The sequence below is a fragment of the Nocardia sp. CWNU-33 genome, from assembly GCF_046764895.1.
Classification (GTDB): Bacteria; Actinomycetota; Actinomycetes; order Mycobacteriales; family Mycobacteriaceae; genus Nocardia.
This window is the reverse complement of record NZ_JBKOQN010000003.1, coordinates 401,379-425,891: the sequence shown is the minus strand read 5'-3', so window position 1 is coordinate 425,891 and position 24,513 is coordinate 401,379. Positions and strand designations below refer to the sequence as shown.

Below are 24,513 nucleotides of genomic sequence, written 5' to 3'. Positions count from 1 at the left end.
AACTCGACACCGCGCACCTGGCCGCGGAAGGTAAGCCGGGGACGGCACCCGACGCGCCCAGCACTGCCCGGTAAAACCCCGGGCAGGCACACCTTTCCGGGACGGCATCGTGGTGGGTTCGTTCCCGCGTCGCACCCCGCTCGGGCCCGGTTCGGGTGCGCACGTTGCGTTGGGGTGGTTCTCAGGGCAGTGCCGGGTACGTCGTGTGCCTACCCGACTTTCTCTTCCGCAACCTGAGCAGGCAGGCACACCGCTTCCGGCGTGAGGACTGGCTGTGGTGGCGTTATAGGGATTCAACTCGAGGAACGTAGCGTCGGCCACTGGCGTGCGGATCGATTGTGGTGGTGTTTCGGGATTCGGCTTGGGCTGCGTGGTGTCGGTTTCCGGCGTGCGGACTGGCTGCGGTGGCGGTGCAGAGAATTTCTAATACACGCCGCTGACTGTGCGCGCCCGTGGGTTGGTGCTACGGGACCAGGACCAGGCGGCCGCGAAGTCCGCCCTTTGCGAGGCGCTGTTGGGCTGCGGCGACCGCGTCCAGTGGGTAGGTGTCGGCGACCCGGAGGGTCAGCTTGCCGGTATCGACGGCCGCGACGAGATCGTCGAGTTGCGCGCGGTCGGCGTGGACGAGGACAGTTGTCACTTTGGTGCCGCGCAGCGGAATCGGGGTGGCGGGCACGCTGATCGAGGCGAAGCGGCCGCCCGCGCGGACGGCGGCGAGGGTTCGGGGGCCGAGGGCGGCGGCGTCGAGGGCGGTGTCGACGCCGCCGGGGATCAGTTCGCGCACCGCGTCGGGCAGTGACGATTCGCGGGGGATGAAGTCGGTGGCGCCGAGCGCGCGCACCGCCTGCTCGTCGGCAGTGGCGGCGGAGGCGATCACTCGAATGCCCGCTGCGGCAGCGAGTTCGACGGCGAAACCACCGACCGCGCCGGCCGCGCCGGTGATCAGCAGGGATTCCGTCGGCTGTGCGTCGATGGCGGCGAGGGCCTGGAGTGCGGTCAGGCCGTTGAGCGGAATCGTCGCGGCGGCAACCGAATTCACGGTGGTCGGGGCGGGGGCGACATTGCCAGCCTCGAGGACTACGTAATCGGCTTGGGCGGCCAGCGAGACATCGAGTCGGTCGCTGATGCCGATCACCTGCTGGCCGGGCTCGAATTCGGTGACGTCGGCGCCGACCGCATCGATGGTGCCCGCGACGTCCCAGCCGATGCCCCATTGCGCACGCGGCGCGGCGAAGGGCGTGCCGCCGACACCTCTGCGAACCATCAGATCGACCGGATTGACCGACGCCGCAGCGACTTTTATCCGCACCGATCCGCGCCCCGGTTGTGGTGTCGGCACCTCGACGAGCTCGACAACGGCTTCGAGACCGGGCTCGCGGACTACTGCTGCACGCATGGTGTTCCTTTCCTGGTGGACATCGACCAACCTAAGACCGTTACTATCCTGTGGGTAGTAGTTACCTGAGAGTGCGTAACGAATAGCAGGGGAAGTCCATGGCGACCACAACGGCGGCGCAGCACCGCGAGCTGGCGAAACAGCGGTACGACGCATTCGTCGCGGAGTGCCCCACCCGCCAACTGCTGGACCGGATCAGCGACAAATGGGTGAGCCTGGTGCTCGTCGCGCTGGCCGACGGCCCGCGGCGCTACGCAGAGATCAACAGGTCCATCGCCGGAGTCAGCCCGAAGATGCTCACCCAAACCTTGCGCACCCTCGAACGCGACGGTCTGGTGGAACGCCGGATCACTGCCGAGGTGCCAGTCCGCGTCGACTACGAACTCACCGCGCTGGGCCGCAGCCTGCAACCGGTGATGTCGGTGATCAAGTCATGGGCCGAGGAACGGATGGACGACGTGCTCGCCGCGCGAGCTCGTTACGACGGCGAGTCGGGAGTATGACGCGCCGGTACAGCCAGAACTACCCCCAAGATTGGCAATCCGAAAACCTGCCGAACCTGCGGCGGGACCGTAATCTGAGCACCATGACCGCGGCCTTCGATGACATGGATCTACGCGACCTCGTCGGAATGCTCACCGCCGACGAGCAACGGGAACTACGACCGGCGGTGCTGCGCGTGCTGGCCCGCCACCCCTCGCCCGAACTGCTTCGCCGTGAACTCGGCCTTCGCATGACGAAGGTCTGACCACCCGTCCGAGCGCTGAGAGCAGGAAGGCCGTCGCGCCGGTTGAAATCACCGACGCGACGGCCTTTTGCCATGTCGGGGGCGCCCCGGGCAGGGGCGCCCCCGCGGGTCAGAACACCCGGAGCTGGCCTGGCGACCACAGACCGCCACGGGTGGTCGTGCCGGTCTCCAGCTTCGCCGGGGTGGCATTGCGGTCGTACTGGTCGTAGCGCTCCAGGGAGCCCCAGTCACGGGCCCAGTCGTTTTTCATGTAGGTCGGGACCGTTGTCGACTTCGCCAGCATCTGGGCGAAGCCGAGCGGGCCGCCGAACTCTTCGGCCTGCCAGGTGTTGGTGGAGCTGACCGCCAGCGGACGATCCGGCAGGATGCGGTAGCCGGGTACCTCGGCAACACCGTTCTTATGGTCGAACGGACGCTGGCACGGGAACTGCAGACCGACCGCCCAGTCCAGCAGGACCGGCTGCTCGGAACCGATAAAGCTGTTGAGCGACTGCAACTTGGGCATCCGCGGCGGGGTGAAGGCCAGCCACTGGTCTCCGATCAGGATCGGGTCGTTGGCGACGATCCGCACCGCATCGGCCTCCGGCGCGATCTGATCGAGCGGAACCCGCAGGTTGCGCCACGACGGGAACGGACCGATATCGCGCGGCAGGTAGGTGCCGAGCGATTCGACGCTGCCGTCGGGCAGCCGCTTGCCGTAGTCGACGGTCAGCGACTGGCCGTATTTGACGTCGCCGGTGTCGTCGATCGACAGGATGCGGCCGGCCGCCGAAATCACCACAAGCGGCTTCTCCGGTGAGCGGGCGGGCAGCTCGTACCAGCTGGACACCACGTGCGCGGGCTGCTGCACCCCCTCCTGGTAGCTGCCGAGGATCGGGGTGGTCGCCGGGTCGAGCCCGAACGGCAGCGCCACGGTGCTGCCGTTGACGCCACGCGCGCCGACGCCGCCGCCGGTGCCCGCGCTCTGGCCCTTCTCGAACGCGGCGCCGACGGACTGGGTGGAGGTGTTGCCGGTGCCCGGCTTCACCTCGACGCTGTCGGCGGACAGGTCCTTCGGAACGCCGTTGGGGTCAAAGCCGACCGGGTCGGCCCCGGCAAGCGGGTCGCTGGGATCCTTCAGCGCAGTGGCCGGGTCGACGATCGGCTGCAACCTGCCGCCGTTGGGATCCGGTTCCACCAGAATGTCATTGGCGAGACCGCAGGTGTTGCCGCCCAGCGCATCGAAGTTCGAGCGGGCCAGCGAGTAGGCCGGGTACTGCGAGTACGCGCCCTTCACCAGCGAGAGCACCTCGATGGCGACCATCAGCGCGGCGACAACGGTCAGCGGGATGGCGGCAAACTTGCGGATTCGCTTGCCGCGCACCGACTTCGCCGAAGGCTGTGGCTTGGTGTAGTCCTCGCGCAGCGCATACCAGGCGACCAGCGCGAGCGCCGCGCCGAAGAGCACGAGCATCAGGGTGTTCGACTGGTAACCATGCAGCGAGATCCGCTTGTCGAACCATGGCACACCGAAGCTCGAGACATACCAGTAGCCGTTGATGCCGGAGAACGAGATCGCCAGCAGGAAGAGCAACCCGGCGAGGAATATCGCTCGATTCTTCCGCGCACGCAATGCGCTCGCCGAAACCGCCACCGCGGTGACCGCGGCGAGTGATCCCGCGATGCCCGCATACGCACCGAAGTGGTGGGTCCACTTCGTCGGGTTGAACATCATGAAGAAGATGGTGCCGAGGACAACGCCCATCAGCCGCCAGGTCGGGCCGCTCGCGATGCCGGGAACCTGCCTGCGCCGCAGCAACACCAACATGGTGGTGAACAAGCACAGCAGCATCGCAAGGAAGGCGAAACGGCGCGGCAGCGAACCGTCGACGGTCTCGACGAACAGGTAGTAGTAGCGCAGGTAGTCCTCGTACCAGGCGAGGTTCGGCCCGGTGGCCTGACGCACCCGGTTGGCTTCCTGAATACCGGCGAAGGTCTGGTCGCTGTAGACCACGATCAACACCAGCAAACCGGCCGCCGCTATCGGCGCGATCAATGGCAACGTGCCGAACTGCCGATGCCGTCGCACCACGATCCGCACCAGCGGGCGAATACCGGCGAGCAGGGCCGCCACACACATCAACCCGGTCGGTGCGGCCGCCAGCGTGAACGCGGCGACCAGAATCGCTGCCGCGGCCGGAAGCAGGCGACCGGTGGCGATGGCCCGCTCGATCGACACCCAGGTCAGCAGCGCGCCGAGCGCGACGATCGGCTCCGAGCGCAGACCGTTGTCGAACGGCATCCAGAAGGTCAGGAAGACCAGCCCACCGGTCCACAGCGCAACCTTGCTGTTGCGCACACCGCGACCGAGGCGAGGCACCACCTCGCGGCTGATGACCATCCAACACAGGATGGCGCAGGCCAGCGCAGGCAACCGCACCCACGCGCTCGCGGTCGAGATCTCCGAGAAGATCTGGATCACGTAGTAGTACCAGCCGAACGGCGCCTCCGGCACGCCGTACCAGCGGAAGTAGTTGGCCATGTAGCCCGCGTGCGGTGCGACCCGCACCATGCTCAGGATGTAGCCGTCGTCGGAGGTGTTGGCGCCGACGAAGTGCCACACCAGCAGGATCCCGATGACGCCGCCGTCGGTCCAGGTCGGCTTCAGCCAGTTCGCGGGCAGGAATCGGCGGTGGCCGCGCCCGTCGCTGCCGTCCAGCCGGGCCAGCGCACCGAGAGCGATCAGGGTGCACAGCACCGCCGCGATCATCGCGACCAGCTTGATCGCGGTCGGGGTGGAGGTGAAGCGGGTGTCGACGGTCATCTGCATCGACAACCCGGCGGGCACCGCGCCCTGCAGATCGGAGAAGACGCCGACCACCTGCGGCCGCAGATCACCGGCGAGCTGCCCCGCGACCGGCACTGCAACCATTTGCTTGGCACCGGGCGCGCCGCCCTCGACCGGCTTCTCCACCATCGTGGTCAGGCCGTCGAACGCCGCCTTGGTGCTGTTGCTGTCGGAGCTGATGGTGATCGACGAGCACTCACCCATCTGCGACCGCTGCGCCGAGGCCACCACCGCGTTGCGGTCGATCACGTCCACCGCAGTGTCGGACACCCGGACGAACATGGCCTCGAGCGCCGCCCGATCCCCCTGCGGCGGCGCCGTCGCAAGCAGCATGCCGCCCTGCTCGGGCAATTCCGCGACCGCAGCACACGGAATGGTGGCTTTCATTTCGATAGGGACCTGCGACATCAGCGGCGCCTGCACGTTGCCGAGCTTGCCGTCTTGCGGCCAGTTCAGTACGGCAGTCGTCTGCGCGACCGGCAGGAATGGACTAGCCAGCGCGAACAGTGCCCCCAGCACACCCGCCACCAGCGCGACTATTCGCGCGGTGCGGAAATCGTTCGGCGCGGCCGCGGGCGCGGCAGGCGGTTTCGTCAAGACAGCAGTAGCGGCGTCGGGCACGATTGGCAATGCTAGCTCCCCTGCCTCTCCGCGTCTTCAGGCCAGACGCAGTTGCGCCCTGCGTGGCGTCGGCGTCCGAGCCGACTATCGGCTATCACCCGGTCATCCTGGGAAAAGTCAGGGTCCTCGACCGGATGTCCCCGCTCGCGATGGCAGCCGAAACAGGCCCCAATCGATCGGAAAGGGGGCTTGGCAGCAGTCGAGCGAACAGAAAGTAGACCCCGAATGGCTGACCGGATGTGGGGTCAGTGGAAAGCTGGGGGTCATGACCAAGGTGAATCTCGAGACGAATTTCGGAAAGATCGTGCTGGAGCTGGACGATGCGAAGGCCCCCGCCACCGTGGCGAACTTCGTGGAGTACGTGAACGCCGGCCACTACAGCGGCACCATCTTCCACCGCGTTATCCCCGGCTTCATGATCCAGGGCGGCGGCTTCACCCTCGACATGAAGCAGAAGCCCACCAACGCTCCGGTCAAGAACGAAGCCGACAACGGCCTGAAGAACGACAAGTACACCGTCGCGATGGCGCGCACCAACGACCCGCACTCGGCCACCGCGCAGTTCTTCGTGAACGTGTCGGACAACGGCTTCCTCAACCACACCGCGCCGAGCCCGCAGGGCTGGGGCTACACGGTGTTCGGCAAGGTTGTCGAGGGCACCGAGGTGGTCGACAAGATCGCCGCTGTCAGCACCGGTTCGAAGGGCGGACACCAGGACGTGCCGCGCGACGAGGTCGTCATCGAATCGGCGTCCGTCGCCTGACCTGTTGTCACACAACGCGAATCGGGCCGCACTCCACCGGAGTGCGGCCCGATCGGGTACGGCGGATCAGAGTGGCAGCAAGTGATGTTTACGCGGATTGCGGGCAAGTTTCTTGTCGCGCAAAAGATGTAGCGCGCGACGTAGCTCCAGCCGGGTGGCCGACGGCTCGATGACCGCGTCGATGTAGCCGCGCTCGGCGGCCACCCACGGTGTCGCGATGGTCGCGTTGTAGAAGTCGATCATCTGCTGACGCACGGCCGCGCGCTGCTCCTCCGGAGCCGCCTCGATCTGCTTGCGCCCGATCAGGCTGACCGCACTCTCCGCGCCCATCACCGCGATGCGCGCGGTCGGCCACGCCAGATTCACGTCTGCGCCAAGCTGTTTGGAGCCCATCACCGCGTACCCGCCGCCGTAGGACTTGCGGATCACCACGGTGACCTTCGGGACGGTGGCCTCCACATAGGAGAACAGGAACCGGCCACCGCGCTTGATGACGCCGATCTTCTCCTGCTCGACGCCGGGCAGGAAGCCGGGGGTGTCCACCACGAACACCAGCGGAATCTCGAACGCGTCGCACATCCGCACGAAATGCGCCGCCTTGTCGGAGGCCCGCGCGTCCAGCGCACCGGCCGACACCATCGGCTGATTGGCGACCACGCCGACGCTGCGTCCGTCCACCCGCGCGAATCCGGTGATGATATTGCGCCCGGACCCCGCGCCGATCTCGTGGAAATCGCCGTCGTCGAAAATGCGCAACAGGATGTCGTGCATGTCGTAGCCCGAGTTGTCCGCGTCGGGCACAAGCGAATTCAGTTCCAGATCGCTCTCGGTGGTCTCGGGCTCCAGACCCGGATTCACCACCGGCGGCAGCTCCTGGCAGCTCGTCGGCAGGAAGCTCAGGTAGGCGCGCACCCATTCGAATGCGGCGGCCTCGTCCGTGGCGACGTGATGGATATTGCCGTACTGCGCTTGACTGTGGGCGCCGCCGAGTTCCTCGAGGCTGACGTCCTCACCGGTCACCTCCCGGATTACGCCGGGGCCGGTGACGAACATGTACGCCTCTTCGGTCGCCACCACCACATCGGTGTTGATCGGGGCATACACCGCGCCACCGGCACACTTGCCGAGGATCATCGACACCTGCGGCACCATGCCGGACAGCGGTTCCTGGCGTCGGCCCAGCTCGGCGTACCAGGCCAGCGACGTCACGGCCTCCTGGACACGCGCGCCGCCCGAATCGTTGATGCCGACCACCGGGCAGCCGACCTTCGCCGCGTATTCCATGATGTAGGCAACCTTGCGGCCGAACATCTCGCCGACCGATCCGCCGTACACGGTCTGATCATGCGAGAACACCGCGACCGGCCGACCCTCCACCAGCCCGTGCCCGGTGACCACACCGTCGCCGTACAACGCCGTCGGGTCGCCCGGCTTGCGCACCAGCGCACCGATTTCCACGAAGGTGCCCGGATCGAGCAGCATGTAGATCCGGTCGCGGGCGCTCGGGATTCCCTTCTTCGCCCGCTTCGCCACCCCCGCTGCCCCCGCCGGTTCCTGCGCTAACTCGAGTCTATTGCGCAGGTCGGCGAGTTTCTCGGCAGTAGTGCTCACTTGGCCCCTCTCATCAGGTGGTGCGGCCCCTCAGGGGGCAATCACTGCAAGCTTCGCGGTGAGGTCGGCTCCGATCTTCCCGATCCGCGGTTCGTCGACGATCTGCAAGTGATCGCCCGCGATGTGGATGACCTCGAGACTGGGAATGTACTCGTCCCAGCCACCGTTGGGCCGCCGATCGGCGTAGCGCGGCTCCAGCTCGATCATGCCGTCGTGATAGCGATCCGCCAGGTACAGCACCACATCGCCGTCATAATGCGTCGGCGTGGTCTTGGCCAAGTGGCGACCCTCGATCCACGAGGTGCGCTGATGCTCGAGCACACCGCCGGGGATCTTGGTGCCGCTGATCTTGATGAGATCGCTGATCATCTTGAACTGTCCTTCATCGGAGGCCGCGGCCAACGTCTCCAACTGCTCGCGATCCAGCTCGCCCTCGACACCATAGGTCTTCTTCGCAAAGGCTTGGTAACGCTCGACGCGACGCACCCGCTCTTCGGGGCTGTTGTCCTCGCCCTCGGTCGGGATGGCCAGGTCGATCAGCCCGACAATGCGCACATCGGCGCCCTCGGCCCGCAGCAGCTGCGCGACCTGCAGCGCGAACACCGCACCGAGCGACCAGCCGTACAGCACATACGGACCGTTGCCCTGGATCTTGCGCAGTTCGGGCAGATACTGACGCGCGCGCTCCACGATGTCGCCCTCGACGCGTTCGAAGCCGTACATCGGGGTGTCGGACGGCAGCCGCTTGAGCAGCGGCTCGTAGACCAGCGTATTGCCACCCGACGGGTGGAACACGAAGACCGGCACGGCATTCGAACCCTCGGCGCGGGGGCGCAGCGGCCGAATGAAGCCGTCCACATCGGCGCCACTGTCCTGCAGCTCGCGCACGATATCGGCCAGCTGTTCGATGGTCTCGCAGTCGAGCACGTCGTCGACGGTGACCTCGGCCTTGACTCGCTCCGTGAGTCGGGCCGCCAGTTTCTCGGCGAGTTCCTCCTCCAGGATCGGCAGGGTGTTGAAGATGCCGCCCGCCGACTTTCCGGTGACGATGGCCCAGGTGGCGAAGGTCAACCGCTCGGCGGCGTCACGCGGTGGCACGTCGTCCTCGTCGGCCTGCTGCGGTGCACCGAACACGGACTCGACCGCCGCAGGAGCCTGCGCGACGACCGCTTCGGCGGCGGCTTCCACAGTGGTGTCCACGGTGTCGAGCGACCGCTCGATCGCGGCTTCCTTCGCCTCGGCGGCAGCATGCTGCGCGGCCGAGCCCGCGGCGGGAGTCGCCGTGCCTGCGGTGGCCCCGGTAACGCCTGCGGCCGTCTCGGCCTCCGCGACGATCGCTTCGGCTTCCGACTCCACCGACGTGCTCTCGGCGTTCAGCGAAACCCCTTCGGCGGCGGCGACATTCGCCACCGCTGCCGCCGGATCCTCGCCCGCCTCCAGTGCGGCGCGGGCCGCGGCCATGAACCCACCGTCGACCACGATTTCCTCGCCGGCGGCCTGCTTGTCGGCCATCGCCTGCATTTCTTCACGGTGGTCGATGGCGTAGCGCAGCACCTTGCCGACCTCGTTCAGGTTCGCGTCGCGCACGGCCTGAATCTGCAGCTGCGGAATATTGAATTCGTACTCGACCCGGTTCTTGATGCGCATCGCCATCAGCGAGTCGAGGCCGAGCTCCATCAGCGGGATCTCCATCGGCAGATCCTCGACCGCATAGCCCATCGACTCGGCGACGATCAGCGCCAGCCGCTCCTCCAGCGGCTGCGTGCCTTCCGGATCCCAACGGTCACCGAAGGTTTCGACGATCTCGATGTCCGCGTCACCGGTCGTCGCGAGCGCGGCACCCGGAACAGGTGCGGCCACAACGATTTCGGGCAGCGGCGCACCGGAGGTGACAACCGCCTCGAACAGCAGTTGGAAGGTCGCGCCCGCGCGGGCGTGCACCTGTACCGACGCGCCACCGAGATGCGGCGTCAGCGTGGTGGTCAGTGTTCCCGTATCCGGCAGCGCCGCGTGCGGGATCGATGCACCCAGCGACACATCGCTGAGCACCTGTGCCGCAGCGGCATTCACCAGCGCGGCCAGGTCGGTGACGGTCGATGCCTGCACCTCCCACACGTGCCTGCCATCGGGCAGCGCGACGTGGGCGCCCGGCACCCGGTCGTTGCCTCCGCCGGAGGACATCCGGGCCTTCGGCCAGTATTGCTTGCGCAGGAACGCGGTCCGCGGAATATCGGCGTAGTCGCCGACCGGCAGCAGCGAGGACAGCTCGACGCGGTGCCCGTGCACGTACAGCTGGGCCAGCGCGGCGATCACGCCCGCCGACTCGTCTTCCTTGCGCTTGAGCGTCGGGATGAGCTGCGCGTCGTGCAGGCCCGCCGCGAAGGTAGTGCCGAGGACCTGCATCAGCGCAACGGAATTCGGGGCCAGCTCCAGGAACGTGGTATGCCCGGTGTCGACCGCGAGCTTCACCGCATTGGTGAAGTACACCGCGTGGCGCATGTTCTTGACCCAGTAGTCCTCGTCGTGCACCGGATCGCTGCCCGCGCGGTAGAACTGCTCCTTGTTGACAGTCGAGTAGAGGCCCGCCTTCAACCTGGTCGGCTCGATACCCGCCAGCTCGGCCGCCAGCTCACCGAGCAGCGGATCCATCTGCGAGGTGTGCCCCGCGCCGCGGGTCTGCAGCACCCGAGAGAATTTTCCTGCCGCCTCGACCTGCGCCACGATCGCCGCGACCTGGTCCTGTGGGCCGCCGATCACCGTGTTCGTCGGCGCGGCGTACACCGCGCATTCCACGTCCGGGTAGTCGACGAGCATCTTCTCGACGTCGTCGGCGCTGAGCTCGACCAGCGCCATATTGCGCACGTCGGCGTCGCTGATCATGGCCTCGCCCTCACCCATCAGGCGCGAGCGGGCGCAGATCACGCGCACCGCGTCCTCGAGCGGGAGACCACCGGCGATGTAGGCGCCTGCGACCTCGCCCATCGAATGACCGACCACCGCATCGGGTTCGGCACCGTGCGCGCGCAGCAGCGCGGCCAGGCCGATCTGGATGGTGAAGATGCCGACCTGCGAGGTGCCCACGTTGTAGTCCTGGTTGTCGTCCAGGATCATCTCGCGCACCGAGTACCCGGCCTCGTCCATCACCAGCTCGTCGACCTCGTCAACGGTCTTGCGGAAGATCGAGTTCTCCAGGTACAGCTGCTTGCCCATCTTGCGGTGCTGCGCGCCGAAGCCGGCGAGCACCCAGATCGGGCCGTTGGCGGCGGGGGCGTCCGCGGTGAAAACACCTGCGCCGGGCTTACCCGCCGCGATAGCGCGCAGGCCGGCGACCGCCTCCTCATGAGTCTTGGCAAGCACCACACCGCGCGAACGGTGGTGGCTACGCTTGGCCAGCGACCGCGCCACATCCGCGAGCGGGACATCGCGCCCGGCGTCGGATTCCAGCCAGTCGGCCAGGTCCGCCGCGGCACGACGACGACGCGAGGGCAAGTACGCCGACACGGCCAGGATCACCGGCAGCGGCTCTTCGCGCTCGGCCGACCATTCCGCCTCGGACGCTGCGGTCGGGGTGGTCTCCGGGACGGACTCGGCGGCAACCTCGGTGGTCTCCGCGTCTGTTGCGACATCCTCGGACACGGGCTGCACCTCGGCCGTGGCCTGCGCGGGCACGTATTCCTGCACCACGATGTGCGCGTTGGTGCCGCCGAATCCGAATCCGGAGATGCCTACGGTCGCGGTACCGCTGTAGCGCGGGAATTCCGTCGGCTCGGCGACGACCTTCAGGTGCGCCTGGTCGAACGGGATGTACGGGTTGGGGCCGACGAAGTTGATGCTCGGCGGCAGCACATTGTGCTGGAACGCCATGATCACCTTGGCCAGGCTGGCCGCACCTGCGCCGGACTCGAGGTGCCCGAAGTTGGACTTGGCCGAACCGAGCAGCGCGGGCTTGTCGTCCTCGCGACCGCGACCGACCACCCGGCCCAGCGCGTCGGCCTCGATCGGGTCACCGAGCAGGGTGCCGGTGCCGTGCGCCTCGATGTAGTCGACAGTCGACGGCGCAATACCCGCATCGCGGTAGGCACGGCGCAATACGTCGGCCTGCGCGTCCGGGTTCGGCGCGAGCAGACCGTTGGACCTGCCGTCATTGTTGACCGCGGAACCCTTGATCACCGCGTAGATTTCATCGCCGTCCCGCTCGGCGTCGGCAAGCCGCTTCAGCACGACCAGACCGCCGCCCTCGGAGCGGACCATGCCGTCGGCATCGGCGGAGAAGGCCTTGATGTGGCCGTTCTTGGCGACGCCGCCGTTGCGGTCGAAGCCGAGCGTTGCCATCGGCGAAAGCAGCATGTTCACGCCGCCTGCCAGCGCCAGATTCGCGTCACCGTCACGCAGCGCACGCACCGCCTGGTGCACGGCGACCATCGTCGACGAGCAGGCGGTGTCGATGGCGACCGACGGGCCGCGGAAGTCGAAGAAGTAGGACACCCGGTTGGGGATGATGCTGGAAACGCTGCCCATGATGGCGTATGCCTCGGCCGAGGCGGGCACGTTCGGATCGGGATTGCCCAGCCCGAGCGCGGCGATCAACTGGAATTCGTTGCTGGACGAGCCGATGAAGACGCCGACCGGCTCACCCTTGAGCTCACTCGCCGGAATCCTGGCGTGCTCCAACGCTTCCCAGGTCAGCTCCATCATCAGGCGCTGCTGCGGATCGACCCGCTCGACCTCGATCGGCGACATCGCGAAGAACTCCGCGTCGAAGCCCTTGAGGACCTCCTGGTCGAGGTAGCCGCCCAGGGTGTTGCCCTCGGCAACCGCCGCGGCAACCGCGGGCTCACTGGTGAACTCTTCCCACCGGCCCTCCGGGAGGTCCCGAATCGCGTCGCCGCGGTTGATCAGGAATTCCCAGGTCGACTCAGGGGTGTCGCCCGCGCCGGGCAGCCGGGTCGAAAGGCCGACGATCGCGATGTCGTGCGCCTCGCCCGGCTGGTACCCGGCCGTGTAGAACGAGTCGTCGTCGGATTCCTGCGGCAACTCCGGATCACCATTGATGACGACCTCCGCCAGCGACGCGATGGTCGGATGCTGGTAGACCACCGTCGCCGTCAGCACGACGCCGGTGAGCTCTTCGATGTCACCACCGAGCGCGATGGCATCGCGCGAGGCCAGCCCGAATTCCTCCATCGGCCGGTCCACCGTGATGTTCTCCACGGGTTGACCGGTCGCGTCGGAAACCCAGCGCCGCAGCCACTCCCGCAGTTCCGCAACGGACAGCTCCGTCGTGGCGGACTGCGTAGCCTCTCCTGCGTCAGGAGTATCGATTGCGTCCGCCTCGGCGCGCGCAATATCGGTCGTCTGGGTGGGCGTGCCCTCGTTGTCAGCCATCAATTCCTCAAGCTACCTGTCTGCGTACCGGGCGCGCCTGGAATTGACGCTCGGCATGGGGGTGTTCGGCGCCGAGCATCGATGGTCGGCTCGCCGAATCACCCCTGCGGGCAATTACTCTTCCGGAGCATCGGGGAATGCCTGCTGGGTGTAACCCCCGCGCAGCGTTCCCTCCAGATAAGCAGTCTTGCAGGCGCGCCGAGCGATCTTGCCGCTGGAGGTACGCGGGATCGAACCCGCGGGCACCAGCAGCACGTCACGCACGGTCACACCGTGGCGCTGCGACACCGCCGCGCGGACCGCGTCGGCGATGGGCAGCGGGTCGGCCTTGCCGGCGCCCGGACCACGCTCACCCACGATGACGAGCTGCTCGGAGGCATCGTCGGCGTCGAACTGCAGGCCCGAATGGCTGCCCTGCTCGAAAACTTCGGCAGGTAGCTGGTTGGCGGGCACCGAGAACGCGGCGACGAAGCCCGGTCGCAGCGCCTTGCTCGCCTCCTGTGCGGAGAACTCCAGATCCTGCGGGTAGTGGTTGCGGCCGTCGACGATCACCAGGTCCTTCACGCGACCGGTGATGTACAGCTCGCCATCGAGATACACGCCGTAGTCGCCGGTGCGCATCCAGTTGGCGTCGTCCTCGGCGCCGTCGGCGTGGCTGCCCTCGGGCAGGCGATGGGTGACCTTGTTCTTGAAGGTCGCGTAGGTCTCGTCCGGACGACCCCAGTAGCCGATGCCCATGTTGTTGCCGTGCAGCCAGATCTCACCGACCCGGCCGTCGGGCAGCTCGCGGCCTGCGTCGTCGTCGATGGCGTCCGGGTCGACGATCACGGCCCACTGCGACAACGCCACAAAGCCACAGCTCACCTGAGCGATGGCATTCTCGGTGCCCTGCTCGACCTTCACCATGCGACCCGCATTGAGCTCGTCGCGGTCGACGTAGACCACCTTGGCCTCGTCCTCGGCCTTGGTCGCCGAGACGAACAGCGTCGCCTCCGCCATGCCGTAGCAGGGCTTGATCGCGGTTTTGGGCAGACCGAACGGCGCGAAAGCGTCGTTGAACTTCTTCATCGACGAGGTCGTCACCGGCTCACTGCCGTTGATCAGGCCGATCACGTTCGACAAGTCGAGGGACTCGCCGTTCTTCGGCAGACCACGCGCCGCGGCGTGCTCGAACGCGAAGTTCGGTGCGGCAGCGAAGGTTCCGGCGCCGTCGGAGGCGGCGGCCAGTTCCTTGATCCAGCGGTAGGGGCGACGCACGAAAGCGCTCGGCGACATGATCGTGATGTATTTGCCGCCGACCGCGGGCAAGATCACCGTCAACAAGCCCATGTCGTGGAACAGCGGCAGCCAGGTGACACCGCGAGAATTCCAGTCCAGGTTGATGGCATCGACCATCTGCAGGAGGTTGGTGCCGACCGCCCGGTGGGTGATCTCGACACCGGCCGGGGTCCGCGTGGAACCCGAGGTGTACTGCAGGTAGGCGATGTCATCGATCGCGATGTCGGGACGCACCCAGGTGTCGCCGACACTGTCGGGGATCGCGTCGACGGCGATGATGCGCGGGCGCTGCGCGGCGGGCAGCGAGCGGAAGAACTGGCGCACCCCGGCCGCGGAGGAGCTCGCGGTGAGGATGGCAGCAGGCTCACAGTCGCCGAGCACCGCATGTAGCCGGTCGGTGTGACCCGGCTCATCGGGGTCGAACAGCGGCACCGAGATGGTGCCCGCGTAGATCGCGGCGAAGAAGGAGATCACGTAATCGAGGCCCTGCGGCGCCAGGATCGCGACCCGGTCACCCGGGTTGGTCACCTGCTGCAGTCGAGCGGCCACCGCGCGCAGCCGGATGCCGAATTCACGCCACGTCAGTTCCTGAGCTTCACCATCACGTTCACGCGAGTAATCGATGTAGCGATAGGCCAGGGTGTTCGCGTCGTTCCGAGTGTGCTTCTCGACGTGATCGACCAGGGTGTGATCCTCGGGAATACGGATGTTCCCGGTTTCGTCCAGGTAGTCGTCGAAAGTCTCTTCCATTCCTTCTTCTCCTCCGAGGCACATCGCAGCAAGACGGCGACATCGCCGCTGTTACCTGTGAGGCCCCGACTCGCTATCGCCCGCGGGTGCTCTACATACAACGAGCCAGCCTGCAGATTTTGTTGCGGTCTGCGCGGTGACCGCTATCGGCTAGATGTTCTCAAACCAGAGTCATGTTACAGAGAAGAGCGGCTCACTCATCCCGCAGCAGTGGAATAACCGGCGCGAAAGCGTCCATCTGGGTGGGGAACACACCGACGTAGGACATCGATGTGAGCTCGCGCACCCGGCGGATCTGCTCGGCAATCTCCTCGAATGTGCCGATGGCCACGTACGGCGATTCGAGAATCTCCTCGACAGAGAGCTTCACGTCGACCTCGAGGTCGGGGTGCAGGCCTCGATCGATCGCGGAAAGGGCCATTTCCGCGGTCTTCTCACGGTCGTCGGTGATGACGATCGCGGTGATGGCCCAGTTCAGCTCGATGTCGGCGAACCGATCGCCCGCGGCTTCGCGGATCAGGTTCACCTTCTCGATGGTCTTGGACATGGTGATGCCCGAGAGCAGACCTTTGCCGTTCTTGGTGGTGACCGGAACGATCGAGATGATGTCGGCGTGCTTGGCGGCCAGCCGGAGCATCTTCGGGCCGCCACCGCCGGTGCAGATCGGCGGGCGCGGCCCCTGACGCGGACGCGGCGTGCCCTTGATGCCGTTGACCTGGTAGTGCTTGCCCTCGAAGGTGCATTCCTGGCCACGCAGCAGCACATCGAGGATGGTCAAGGTCTCGTCGAGCTTCTCCAGCCGAATGCCGGGCGTCTCGTAGGGCAGCCCGGCGGCGGCGAACTCGTCCTGCTTCCAGCCCGCGCCGACGCCGACCTCGAGGCGGCCCTTCGACAGCACATCGATGGTGGCGAGATCCTTGGCGAGCACCACAGGATGCCGGAAACCATTGGCCAGCACCGACGTTCCGAGTCGGATCTTCTCGGTAGCCTGCGTCAGGGCGCCGAGCGCGGCGATCGGACCGATCTGGTCACCGAGGTGATCGGGCACGACGAAAGTGTCGAAGCCGTACTCCTCGGCCTGCTGCGCCGTCTGAATGAACTTGCGGGCACCGCCCTCTTGCTTGTTTCCTTCGCCCGCGGCCGCGAAGCGGAAGTTACGCAGCGGCGTACCCAACGCGGTCAACTCACCAGCCGGTGCGGCGGCTTCTGTCATGAACTCATGCTCCTGGCTGTAAGGAAATTGCCTGCGCGCCGGCCAGCCCCCGGTCCTGGGGGCAGCAGTGCCGGCGTCGCGATCATCAGCGCACTTTACAGCCTGCTCCGGTCCGACTGACGAGGCTTCGGTATGCAGGCATGCATGGCCCTATTGTCGGGCCTCGCCGATGTGGTTGTTCACAGGTGGACTTCTCAGGAGTGCGGCGGGTGTGGTGCCCCTTCGATCAGACCGTTCGCCCAGTTCACCGCCCATTGGGTCGCGGTTGTTCCCTCGCTGTCGACCACGAAACCGTTGTAGAGGCTGTGCACCGGGTTGCCCGCCGCGCGGATCAACGTCATTGTGCTGCCGATGATATTCAGCGGGTTCAACGCCTGGCGCGGCGAGTCACAGATCAGATCGCCCGGTGCGCAAATCGTGAAGGTGCGGTCGGCCAGCGAGCCGAAGCCGCCCGGCCGCGGACCGGTCATCGTGATTCCCGGCACGGTCAAACCCTTCAACGCGACCTCCGCGCCGACACCGAGTGGCGGGTTCCCGATCTGGATGGGCTGCCCCGGTCCGTTGTCGTTGGTCCGTCGCCCATCGGCAATCAGCGTCACACCCAGCACCTGGTCGGCGGGGACGGGCCCCTTGCCTGCGGCGATTTGGGAGGCGACGTCGCCGCCGATGACCGCGCCCTGCGAGAAACCCGCGATCACGTAGGTGGTCAACGGACATTCCCGATGCCGCTTCGCCATCGCATCGACCATCCGCTGCGCTCCCTCGGAACGGCTGTTGTTGTAGGACTGCTGGCCGTCCGGCGGAATCGCGATCGGATTCGAGAACTGCGCGACATAGGGGACGGTGTACACATCCAGCCTGCCGGGCGGGAACTGACTCTGCACCGGCCCGGAGATGTTGAGCATCAACGAGATCGGATTGGCCGTCGGGTTGTGCGGGTCGTCGTTGCTGTTGGACTCCCAGGTGCCGGGCACCGAGATCATCTGGACATCCGGGCAGCTCGCAGGCTGCGAGGTCGGTCGCTCCGGAGGCTTCGGACCCGGACCCGGACCCGGCGGGCGAAGTCTGCCCGCGAGCAGGTACCACAGCAGCAGAACGAGAACGATGACCAGCGCGACGACCGCGAGGAGCACCAGACATCCCACCGGTCGCAACCGGCGGGAGGCCATACCTCGACGAACACTCACTGGCAGTACGTCTGCTTAGCGGTGTCGATGTAGATCTTGCCGACCTTCTCGACCGGCATCTTCGTCGGATCGAAGGACGGGTCGGATCCGGCCATCGCGTTCACGAAGGTCGTCAGGTCCTGCTCGGAGGCGCCTGCCGCGACGCCCTGGCAGACATAGGTGCCGATGCTCAGCGCGATGTCCGGGCTGGAAGCGTTGACGCCTTTCTCCTTCAGCGCGTCGAGGAACTTCTTGTCCTTGTCGGTGAGCTTGGCGGTGTCCCCCGGTGGCACGACATCGGTCGGCACCGGCTGCGGGCGCTCGGGGGCGACCGTCTCGGCGGGCGTCTGCTGGGGTGACTCCGGAGCAGGCGTCTGCGCCCCGGTGTCGCCACCTGCGCTGCTCGACGTGGCAGGCGGCTGCGAAGCCGTCGTGGTGTGGGTCAGCTTCGGAGTGCTCGATGCCGTCGAATCGTTGTCACCGCATGCGGCGAGCAATCCGGTGGCGGCGAGCGCCACAGCGACGCCGAGTACCTTTCCACGGGTCCGATGCATGAATTCGTGTCCTCGATCTGTTCGCGAATAGGGTCCGATCGCCACCAGGCTAGCGGCAACCTTCGACGAGGCGGCAGTGGTCAGCAAACAGACCGGTCTGAATTAGATACCGTGAACTTCGGGTTTGCCGTCGCGGACCACGATGAAACCGGCCTGGAAATTCTGCTGGAAACCGCCGGGAACCGTGAACTCGTCGCTGATCGGATACCCGAGCCTGCCGTTCTCGTAACCGACGTCCTTCCAGGTGTCCATGATCGGACCCGAACGGACCGCCCACGCTCCCGACAGCGGGCTCCAGTAGATGCTGCCGCCCTCGAACCTGCTGAAGCGGCCCAAGTCCTTCAGCGGCAGCTCTTCGGCTGCCGGGAAGCCCAGCCAGCTGTTTTCGTATCCCAGCTGGGCGTACTTGCCCATGATCAGCCCCTGCAGGCGGTGGACGCCGGTCTTCTGGCTGTAGTAGAAAGGCCCGTTCTCGAAGGCCTGCACCGAGCCGTCCCGGTGCGGCGTCTCGACCTCCGGCGCGGTCGGATAGCCCGCCGGTCCGCGCTCGAAGCCCTGCTTGCCCCACTCGTCGAGGATCGCGCCGCGCACCATCTGGGCGCCGGTCTGCGGCGTCCAGTAGAGCGAACCGTGCTGGAAGGCCTGGAACCGGCCGCGGCCGTCGGGCAGCGGGCGCTCGTCGTCGGTCGGCAATCCGACCGCACCGAGCGCGGCCTGGTAGCCGCCGCCGATCATGCCGCCGACAGGATGCGCGCCGGTCGCGGGCGAGTAGAACACCCGGCCGGACCGGAAGTCCTGGGCCACACCGCCGTTCACGTGGTATTCGGCGGTGACGCAGTCGCCGAGCCAGCCATTGGCGGTGGCCACGGCGGCAATCGCGCCGCCTGCCTGGCAAGACGCCATGTCTGTGTCGATGCCGAGCGCGGCGGCGGCCTGCGGCCAGGACTGCCGCATCTCGAAATCCCAGTACGGCCACGAGTGGGTGCCGGAGGGACGGTAATTCACCTGGGCCGGGATGGTCAGCTTGCTGAGCTTGGTCACGAAGTTCTGCGAGGTGAGCCGCGACAGAATCTCCAGACCCATGCCCGTGAAGTTGGCGCTCACCCCTGGAATGACGGCGGCCTGGTCGAATGGCCCGATCGCACCGCTACCGCTGGACACGTACAGGCTGATCCCCTTCAGCTTGTCCGCCAGCGCGTACGGGTCGTGACCCTCCCACTCCGGGCTGGTCGGCGGACCCCACATCGCCGCGGAGTCGAACCCACCCGCGTCGCGCATGGCGAACTGGATCGCCTGCGGCATACCGAGGGTGGTCGTGGTGAGGAAGCCGGAATACGACGCGGCGTACTTGACGAAGCTCGGGTTGCGCGCGGCCAGGAACATCGCGGCCGTGCCGCCCATCGAAAGGCCCTCCATGCCACGCACATCCGTTGCCCGCCATTGGCTCTCGAGTAGCGGCGGAAGTTCCTTGGTCAGGAAGGTTTCCCACTTGTAGTTGTGGCCGTTGTTCGGCTGCAGCCAGTCGGAGTAGAAGCTCGACTGTCCGCCGACCGGCAGCACAACGGTGACGTTCTTGTCGGCATAGAAGTCGGCGGCGCCCGCCTCCTTGGTCCAGCCGTTCTCGTCGTCGGTGGCGCGCAGACCGTCGAGCATGAACAGCTGCGGAAACCTGGCCTCCGGGTGGGTGTTCCAATCCCTGGCCAGCAGCAGTTGCACCTGGACCGGTGCGCCCATCGATGGCGAATTGATCCACAGGGCGACCCTCCGGTCGGTGAACCACACCATTTTCTGCACCGACGCGCCTGCCGGTGCGGTGGCGGCGACCTCTGGCTGCGCGGTGGCGGGCGCGGTCAGCGGCGAAAGCCCGGCGGCCATCGGCAGCGTCACCGCGGTGGCCAGCAGCGCGAACCGCCTACGAGCCCGGCGGGCGTCGCCGCGTCCGCGTCTACCCCTGCCGCCCCTGATCCCTGCCACAAGTGTTTTCTACCCCTGGAAGGGCGGTCAACCTGGTAGGACGCGCGGGTAGCAAGCTAATCCGCCGCCCCGCGTATTCAGGCACTGTTACCCGAAACGCGAACAGCGCCGCCGCTCCCTGGTCGGGGAAGCAGACGGCGCCGTTCGCGGTCTATGTGGCTGGATCACCAGCCGCCGGTGGCATCCAGGATGCCGTTGCGGGCCTTGAAAAGCTCACCCTCCCAGTACTTCCAGGAGTGGGTGCCCTGGGCGGGGAAGTCGAACTGAGCCGGAATCCTCAGGGTCGCGAGGCGAGCCTGGAAGGCGCGGGTGTTCACCAGCGACAGCGCCTCGAGTGCCATGGCGTTACTGGTGTTGAACGCGCCGACCGCCGAGTTCGGCCGGTCGAACTGACCCGGGAGGCCGCTGGCCGCCGAGATGTACATCGGCAGGCCCTTGAGCTGCGGCGCGAACACGAACGGATCCATCCGCAGCCACGCCGGGCTCCACGGCGCCGCCATCGAGTCGACGTTGAAGCGGCCCGCGTCCAGCATCGCGATACGGATCGCCTCACGCATACCGGGCGCGGAGATGTTCAGGTAGCCGGAGAAGGACGAGGCGTGCTTGAACTGATCGCGATGGTAGGCGGCGAGGGCCAGCGCGGCGCTGCCGCCCATCGACAGGCCTGCGATCGCGTTGTTGGTGCGGGAGACACCGTAACCCTCGAGGAAGGCCGGGAGCTCCCTGGTCAGGAAGGTCTCCCACTTGTAGGTGGTCTTCTGGCCGTTGGTGTTACTCGGCGCGTACCAGTCGGTGTAGAAGCTCGACTGACCGCCGACCGGCATGATGAGCGAGATGTTGTCGTTGCCGAACTGCTGCAGCGCATTCGTCTCGAACGACCACGCATTTCGGTCGTCGCGAGCACGCAGGCCGTCGAGCAGATACAGCGCCGCGTTGCCGCCGCGCGCCGCCCACTGCACCTGAACCTTGATCGGGCCCATGACCGAGGGGACCATCAGATCCTCGAAGCCACCCGCGGGGGCGCGCAGCACAGGGCTGTGCGCCGGGGCGGCCGTGGCAACGGTCGGGGCCGCCACTCCGGCGGCAATCGGTAGCGCAAGTGCTGCGGCACCGACAGCCAGAATTCGATGACGCCAACCGCGAGGGGTGACTCGCCGTCCCGTGCTTCTCTTCGGGCCGGCCGCCCTGCCGAAACGCATGAATCCTGCTCTCTTTCTGCTGTTGTGGTACCGCCGGTAGCCCATGAGGGCCGGGCAGCACCCGTGCTTCGAACGAGACGCACGTCACATGTGCATCGGACCCCGACATTCCGACGCAAAACGACGGCGCTACAACGATCTGGTCACACTTGCGCTCGCTGGACGATATTCGACGCCGGAAGCCTAAGCAACCGGGTGGCCGAAATCCGCCCATACACACACCTGTGATCGTGCGGTGACCTTATCGCGTTCGCTCGGAGATGTCGTCCCCGATCGGGAATTCACCCCAGATTGGCGCTGAGGTCGGGCAGCATCTTGTAGACCTGGTCGGCCCAGTAAGGCCAGTTGTGCACGCCGATGGGCGTGTAGTCGAAGTGCACATTCGTCGGGCCGAGTGAGTCCAGACGCAGCTGGAAGGCCCGCGTATTGGCGAGCGCGATCGTCTCCAGCGTCATTGCATTGCTGAGGTTGTAGGCGTCGAGCGGATTGTTGACTACGTCACGCGGACCGCTCTGGCCGTTGCCGGAGGAAATCCAGAGTCGAGTTCCGTTCGCACGCAACAACGGTGCGAACATGAACGGGTCGTTGCGCAGCCAGCGCGGATCCCACGGCGGGCCCCACATGGCGTCGATGTTGTATCCGCCCGCGTCGAGCAGGGCCAGTCGTAAGCCCTCCCGCATGCCGGGTCCGGAGATATTCAGGTAGCCCGAATACGAGCCCGCGTACCGGAATTGATCCGGGTGATAGGCGGCGAGCGCGAGCGCGGCGCTGCCGCCCATGGACAAACCGAATACGCCGTTGCCGTTCGGATTGAAGCCGAGCCGATCACGCAGCGCCCAGCGCAGATTCTCGGTCAGGAACGTTTCCCATGCGTAGGCGCGCTGCTGGCCATTGGTGTTGCTCGGCGCGATCCAGTCCGAATAGAAGCTGGACATCCCGCCGATCGGCATCACAACGTTGATATTCCACTGCGGAAGCACCCGGGAGATGTCGGTGTCGATTTCCCAGCCGCTGAGGTCGTTACGGGCCCGCAGACCGTCGAGGGCGTAGACGACGCGGTTGGTATTGCCGTCGGCGGCGCGGAAGATCCTGGTCTTGATCGGGCCCATGTTGGAGTCGACCCAGAAATCCTGACCGGCCGGATCGAAGCTCGCCACAGCCGGTGTGGCGAAGTCGGTGACTGCGATTCCGAACGGCAGGGAGAGCGCGAAGGCCACGCCGGCGACGGACCGGCGCAGCCACCGACGGCGACGACCACGCCCGTCGGCTTCGAGTATGCATCCGTGCTCATCGGCAACATTTCCGCGTACCACGCCTGATCGCATTCGATTCGACCTTTCGCCCGTGCGATCACCGTTGACCGCAACTGTCGTGCATGAGGATCGACGTTCGACACCGACGACTCTCCGCACCGGGCAGGTCGTGGCGCTACCGCTCTTCATAGGCAGCTATTCGAAGCTGATCCCGGTTAAAACGCACTGCGATACCGGATCGTGATAAAAAACCAGAGATTTGCCGAACCAACGTGCGGTCAGCGTCGCAAGGAGTACTACAGCACCGAAATTCTTCCGACAGCAACCAATCAGCGAACACCATGCACACAGGCAATTATTCGGGCAAATACAAACGGACCGCCCGGCGCCGAAGGGGTGCCGGGCGGTCCGTTGTGGTGCACGTCAGCCGATGTTCGCCGACAGGTCGGGAGTCATCCGGTAGACCTCGTCCTGCCAGTTGTTCCACGCATGGATGCCGAATTCCGGGAAGGAATAGACGGCGTTGGATGCGCCGAGTGCTGCCATCCGCACTTGGAAGGCTCGCGTATTGATCAACGCCAAGCTCTCCAGCCCCATGCCGGTGAGGGTGTTGAAGCTCGGCGTGTCGGTTGCGCCCGGCCTGCCGCTGCCCGCGGCGATCCACAGTCGGGTCCCGTTGCCGATCAGTCGCGGCGCGAAGACGAACGGGTCCATCCGCAGCCACTGCGGACCCCACGGCGGCGCCATCGAGTCCACGTTGTAGCCGCCGGCGTCGATCATGCCGGCCCGGATGACCTCACGCATGCCGGGCGCGGAGTTGTTCAGGTAGCCCGAGAACGAGCCGGCGAAGCTGAACTGATCCGGGTGGTAGGCGGCCAGTGTCAGTGCCGCGCTGCCACCGGTCGACAGGCCGAAGACGCCGTTGCGGTTCGGGTTGAAGCCGAGCCGGTCCCGCAGCGCCCTGCGCAGGTTGTCGGTCAGGAAGGACTCCCACTGGTACCGGTAGCTTTTGCCGGGGCCGCCGGAGAGCACATTCATGGCACCCGAGCCGGAGGACGAACCAGCGCCCGCGGGAACGCCGAAGAATTCGCTCGGCGCGTTCCAGTCGGCATACCAGCTCGACTGGCCACCGACCGGCATGACCACGTTGATGTTGTTACTCGCCAGCATCTCGGCGATGTTGGTTTCGATCTCCCAGCCGTTCAGGTCCTCGCGGGCCCGCATGCCGTCGAGCACATAGACGACGCGGTTGGTGTTGCCGTCCGCGGCGCGCAGGACCCTGGTCTTGATCGGACCCATGCCGGAGTCGACCCAGAAATCGAACGCGGCGGGATTGAATGCTGCCGATGCTGTTGCGCCGCTGCCTGCAATGGTGATCCCCAGCGGCATGAGCAGGGCGACCGTTACTCCGACAGCCCACTTGCGCAACCGGGAACCCGGGGCTGCAGAGCTATCGGGCCTACGTTTCCAGCGCGGACTTCGCATTCCTCTCGACCTTTCATTCAGAAGGCGGTCGGCAAATGATTAGCAATCTCGACCAGCCCCCTCATCGGGCATTCAGGCTGGGAAACTCCATAAAACGGACGTTTCCACCTGCGTGCATGTTCTCCGTGTATCAATCGCAAGCGAATGCTTCTATGTTGCTGGAAAGTGATTCAAGCCACAAGAAGTGCAGCGTTCGTCGGTGCACATTCGTTGTCAAGGGGGCTGGGGACGCCCTGTTTCGGATAACGAAAAAGGCCGCCTGGTGCATGCGCACCAGGCGGCCGGTTTCA

The 24,513-nt window shown here is 66.3% G+C and carries 15 protein-coding genes; 3 read left to right on the top strand and 12 right to left on the bottom strand.

What is annotated here, in order from left to right:
* Window positions 1-463: 463 nt before the first annotated feature.
* Entirely contained in the window at window positions 464-1,396 is a 933-nt protein-coding gene (locus tag ACLMAL_RS05930; RefSeq protein ID WP_411998135.1) for an NADP-dependent oxidoreductase, read from the bottom strand.
* A 98-nt stretch (window positions 1,397-1,494) separates the two neighbouring features.
* Between ACLMAL_RS05930 and ACLMAL_RS05925 the strand changes: the two genes are divergently transcribed.
* Both ACLMAL_RS05925 and ACLMAL_RS05920 read left to right on the top strand, forming a co-directional pair.
* Window positions 1,495-1,899 (top strand): winged helix-turn-helix transcriptional regulator, encoded by a 405-nt coding sequence (locus ACLMAL_RS05925; protein WP_411998134.1) that lies wholly within the window; start codon window positions 1,495-1,497, stop codon window positions 1,897-1,899.
* Window positions 1,900-1,982: 83 nt separating this feature from the next.
* Window positions 1,983-2,144 (top strand): hypothetical protein, encoded by a 162-nt coding sequence (locus ACLMAL_RS05920; RefSeq protein ID WP_379062104.1) that lies wholly within the window; start codon window positions 1,983-1,985, stop codon window positions 2,142-2,144.
* Window positions 2,145-2,253: 109 nt separating this feature from the next.
* On the opposite strand, the gene ACLMAL_RS05915 is transcribed toward ACLMAL_RS05920, so the two are convergent.
* Window positions 2,254-5,592 carry an arabinosyltransferase domain-containing protein gene (locus ACLMAL_RS05915; RefSeq protein ID WP_411998133.1) on the bottom strand — a complete coding sequence of 1,113 codons (3,339 nt, stop codon included), beginning with the start codon at window positions 5,590-5,592 and terminating at the stop codon, window positions 2,254-2,256.
* Window positions 5,593-5,857: 265 nt separating this feature from the next.
* Here ACLMAL_RS05915 and ACLMAL_RS05910 point away from each other — a divergent pair, with 265 nt between their 5' ends.
* Window positions 5,858-6,355 carry a peptidylprolyl isomerase gene (locus ACLMAL_RS05910; protein WP_328408036.1) on the top strand — a complete coding sequence of 166 codons (498 nt, stop codon included), beginning with the start codon at window positions 5,858-5,860 and terminating at the stop codon, window positions 6,353-6,355.
* 66 nt (window positions 6,356-6,421) lie between these two features.
* Here the strand turns inward: ACLMAL_RS05910 and ACLMAL_RS05905 are convergent, their stop codons facing one another.
* The 10 genes from ACLMAL_RS05905 to ACLMAL_RS05860 form a co-directional block, all read right to left on the bottom strand.
* A complete protein-coding gene (locus tag ACLMAL_RS05905) occupies window positions 6,422-7,966 on the bottom strand; it encodes an acyl-CoA carboxylase subunit beta (RefSeq protein WP_411998132.1) in 1,545 nt (514 codons plus the stop codon).
* A gap of 30 nt (window positions 7,967-7,996) precedes the next feature.
* Window positions 7,997-13,351, bottom strand: a complete 5,355-nt coding sequence (pks13, locus tag ACLMAL_RS05900; protein ID WP_411998131.1) for a polyketide synthase Pks13 — start codon at window positions 13,349-13,351, stop codon at window positions 7,997-7,999.
* A gap of 114 nt (window positions 13,352-13,465) precedes the next feature.
* Window positions 13,466-15,379 (bottom strand): long-chain-fatty-acid--AMP ligase FadD32, encoded by a 1,914-nt coding sequence (gene fadD32, locus ACLMAL_RS05895; RefSeq protein WP_411998130.1) that lies wholly within the window; start codon window positions 15,377-15,379, stop codon window positions 13,466-13,468.
* Window positions 15,380-15,572: 193 nt separating this feature from the next.
* Window positions 15,573-16,592, bottom strand: a complete 1,020-nt coding sequence (locus ACLMAL_RS05890; protein WP_328408029.1) for an LLM class F420-dependent oxidoreductase — start codon at window positions 16,590-16,592, stop codon at window positions 15,573-15,575.
* Between the two features lie 194 nt (window positions 16,593-16,786).
* Window positions 16,787-17,761: a cutinase family protein gene (locus ACLMAL_RS05885; protein WP_411998153.1), complete on the bottom strand. Its 975-nt coding sequence runs from the start codon at window positions 17,759-17,761 to the stop codon at window positions 16,787-16,789.
* Between the two features lie 14 nt (window positions 17,762-17,775).
* Window positions 17,776-18,312, bottom strand: a complete 537-nt coding sequence (locus tag ACLMAL_RS05880) for a DUF732 domain-containing protein (RefSeq protein WP_411998129.1) — start codon at window positions 18,310-18,312, stop codon at window positions 17,776-17,778.
* A 102-nt stretch (window positions 18,313-18,414) separates the two neighbouring features.
* Window positions 18,415-20,187: an alpha/beta hydrolase-fold protein gene (locus tag ACLMAL_RS05875; RefSeq protein ID WP_411998152.1), complete on the bottom strand. Its 1,773-nt coding sequence runs from the start codon at window positions 20,185-20,187 to the stop codon at window positions 18,415-18,417.
* A gap of 263 nt (window positions 20,188-20,450) precedes the next feature.
* The gene (locus tag ACLMAL_RS05870) at window positions 20,451-21,485 is read right to left on the bottom strand and encodes an alpha/beta hydrolase family protein (RefSeq protein WP_328408025.1); all 1,035 of its coding nucleotides are present in this window, start codon (window positions 21,483-21,485) and stop codon (window positions 20,451-20,453) included.
* Between the two features lie 281 nt (window positions 21,486-21,766).
* Window positions 21,767-22,810: an alpha/beta hydrolase gene (locus ACLMAL_RS05865; RefSeq protein WP_411998128.1), complete on the bottom strand. Its 1,044-nt coding sequence runs from the start codon at window positions 22,808-22,810 to the stop codon at window positions 21,767-21,769.
* Window positions 22,811-23,161: 351 nt separating this feature from the next.
* Window positions 23,162-24,223 (bottom strand): alpha/beta hydrolase, encoded by a 1,062-nt coding sequence (locus ACLMAL_RS05860; protein ID WP_411998127.1) that lies wholly within the window; start codon window positions 24,221-24,223, stop codon window positions 23,162-23,164.
* Window positions 24,224-24,513: the final 290 nt, after the last annotated feature.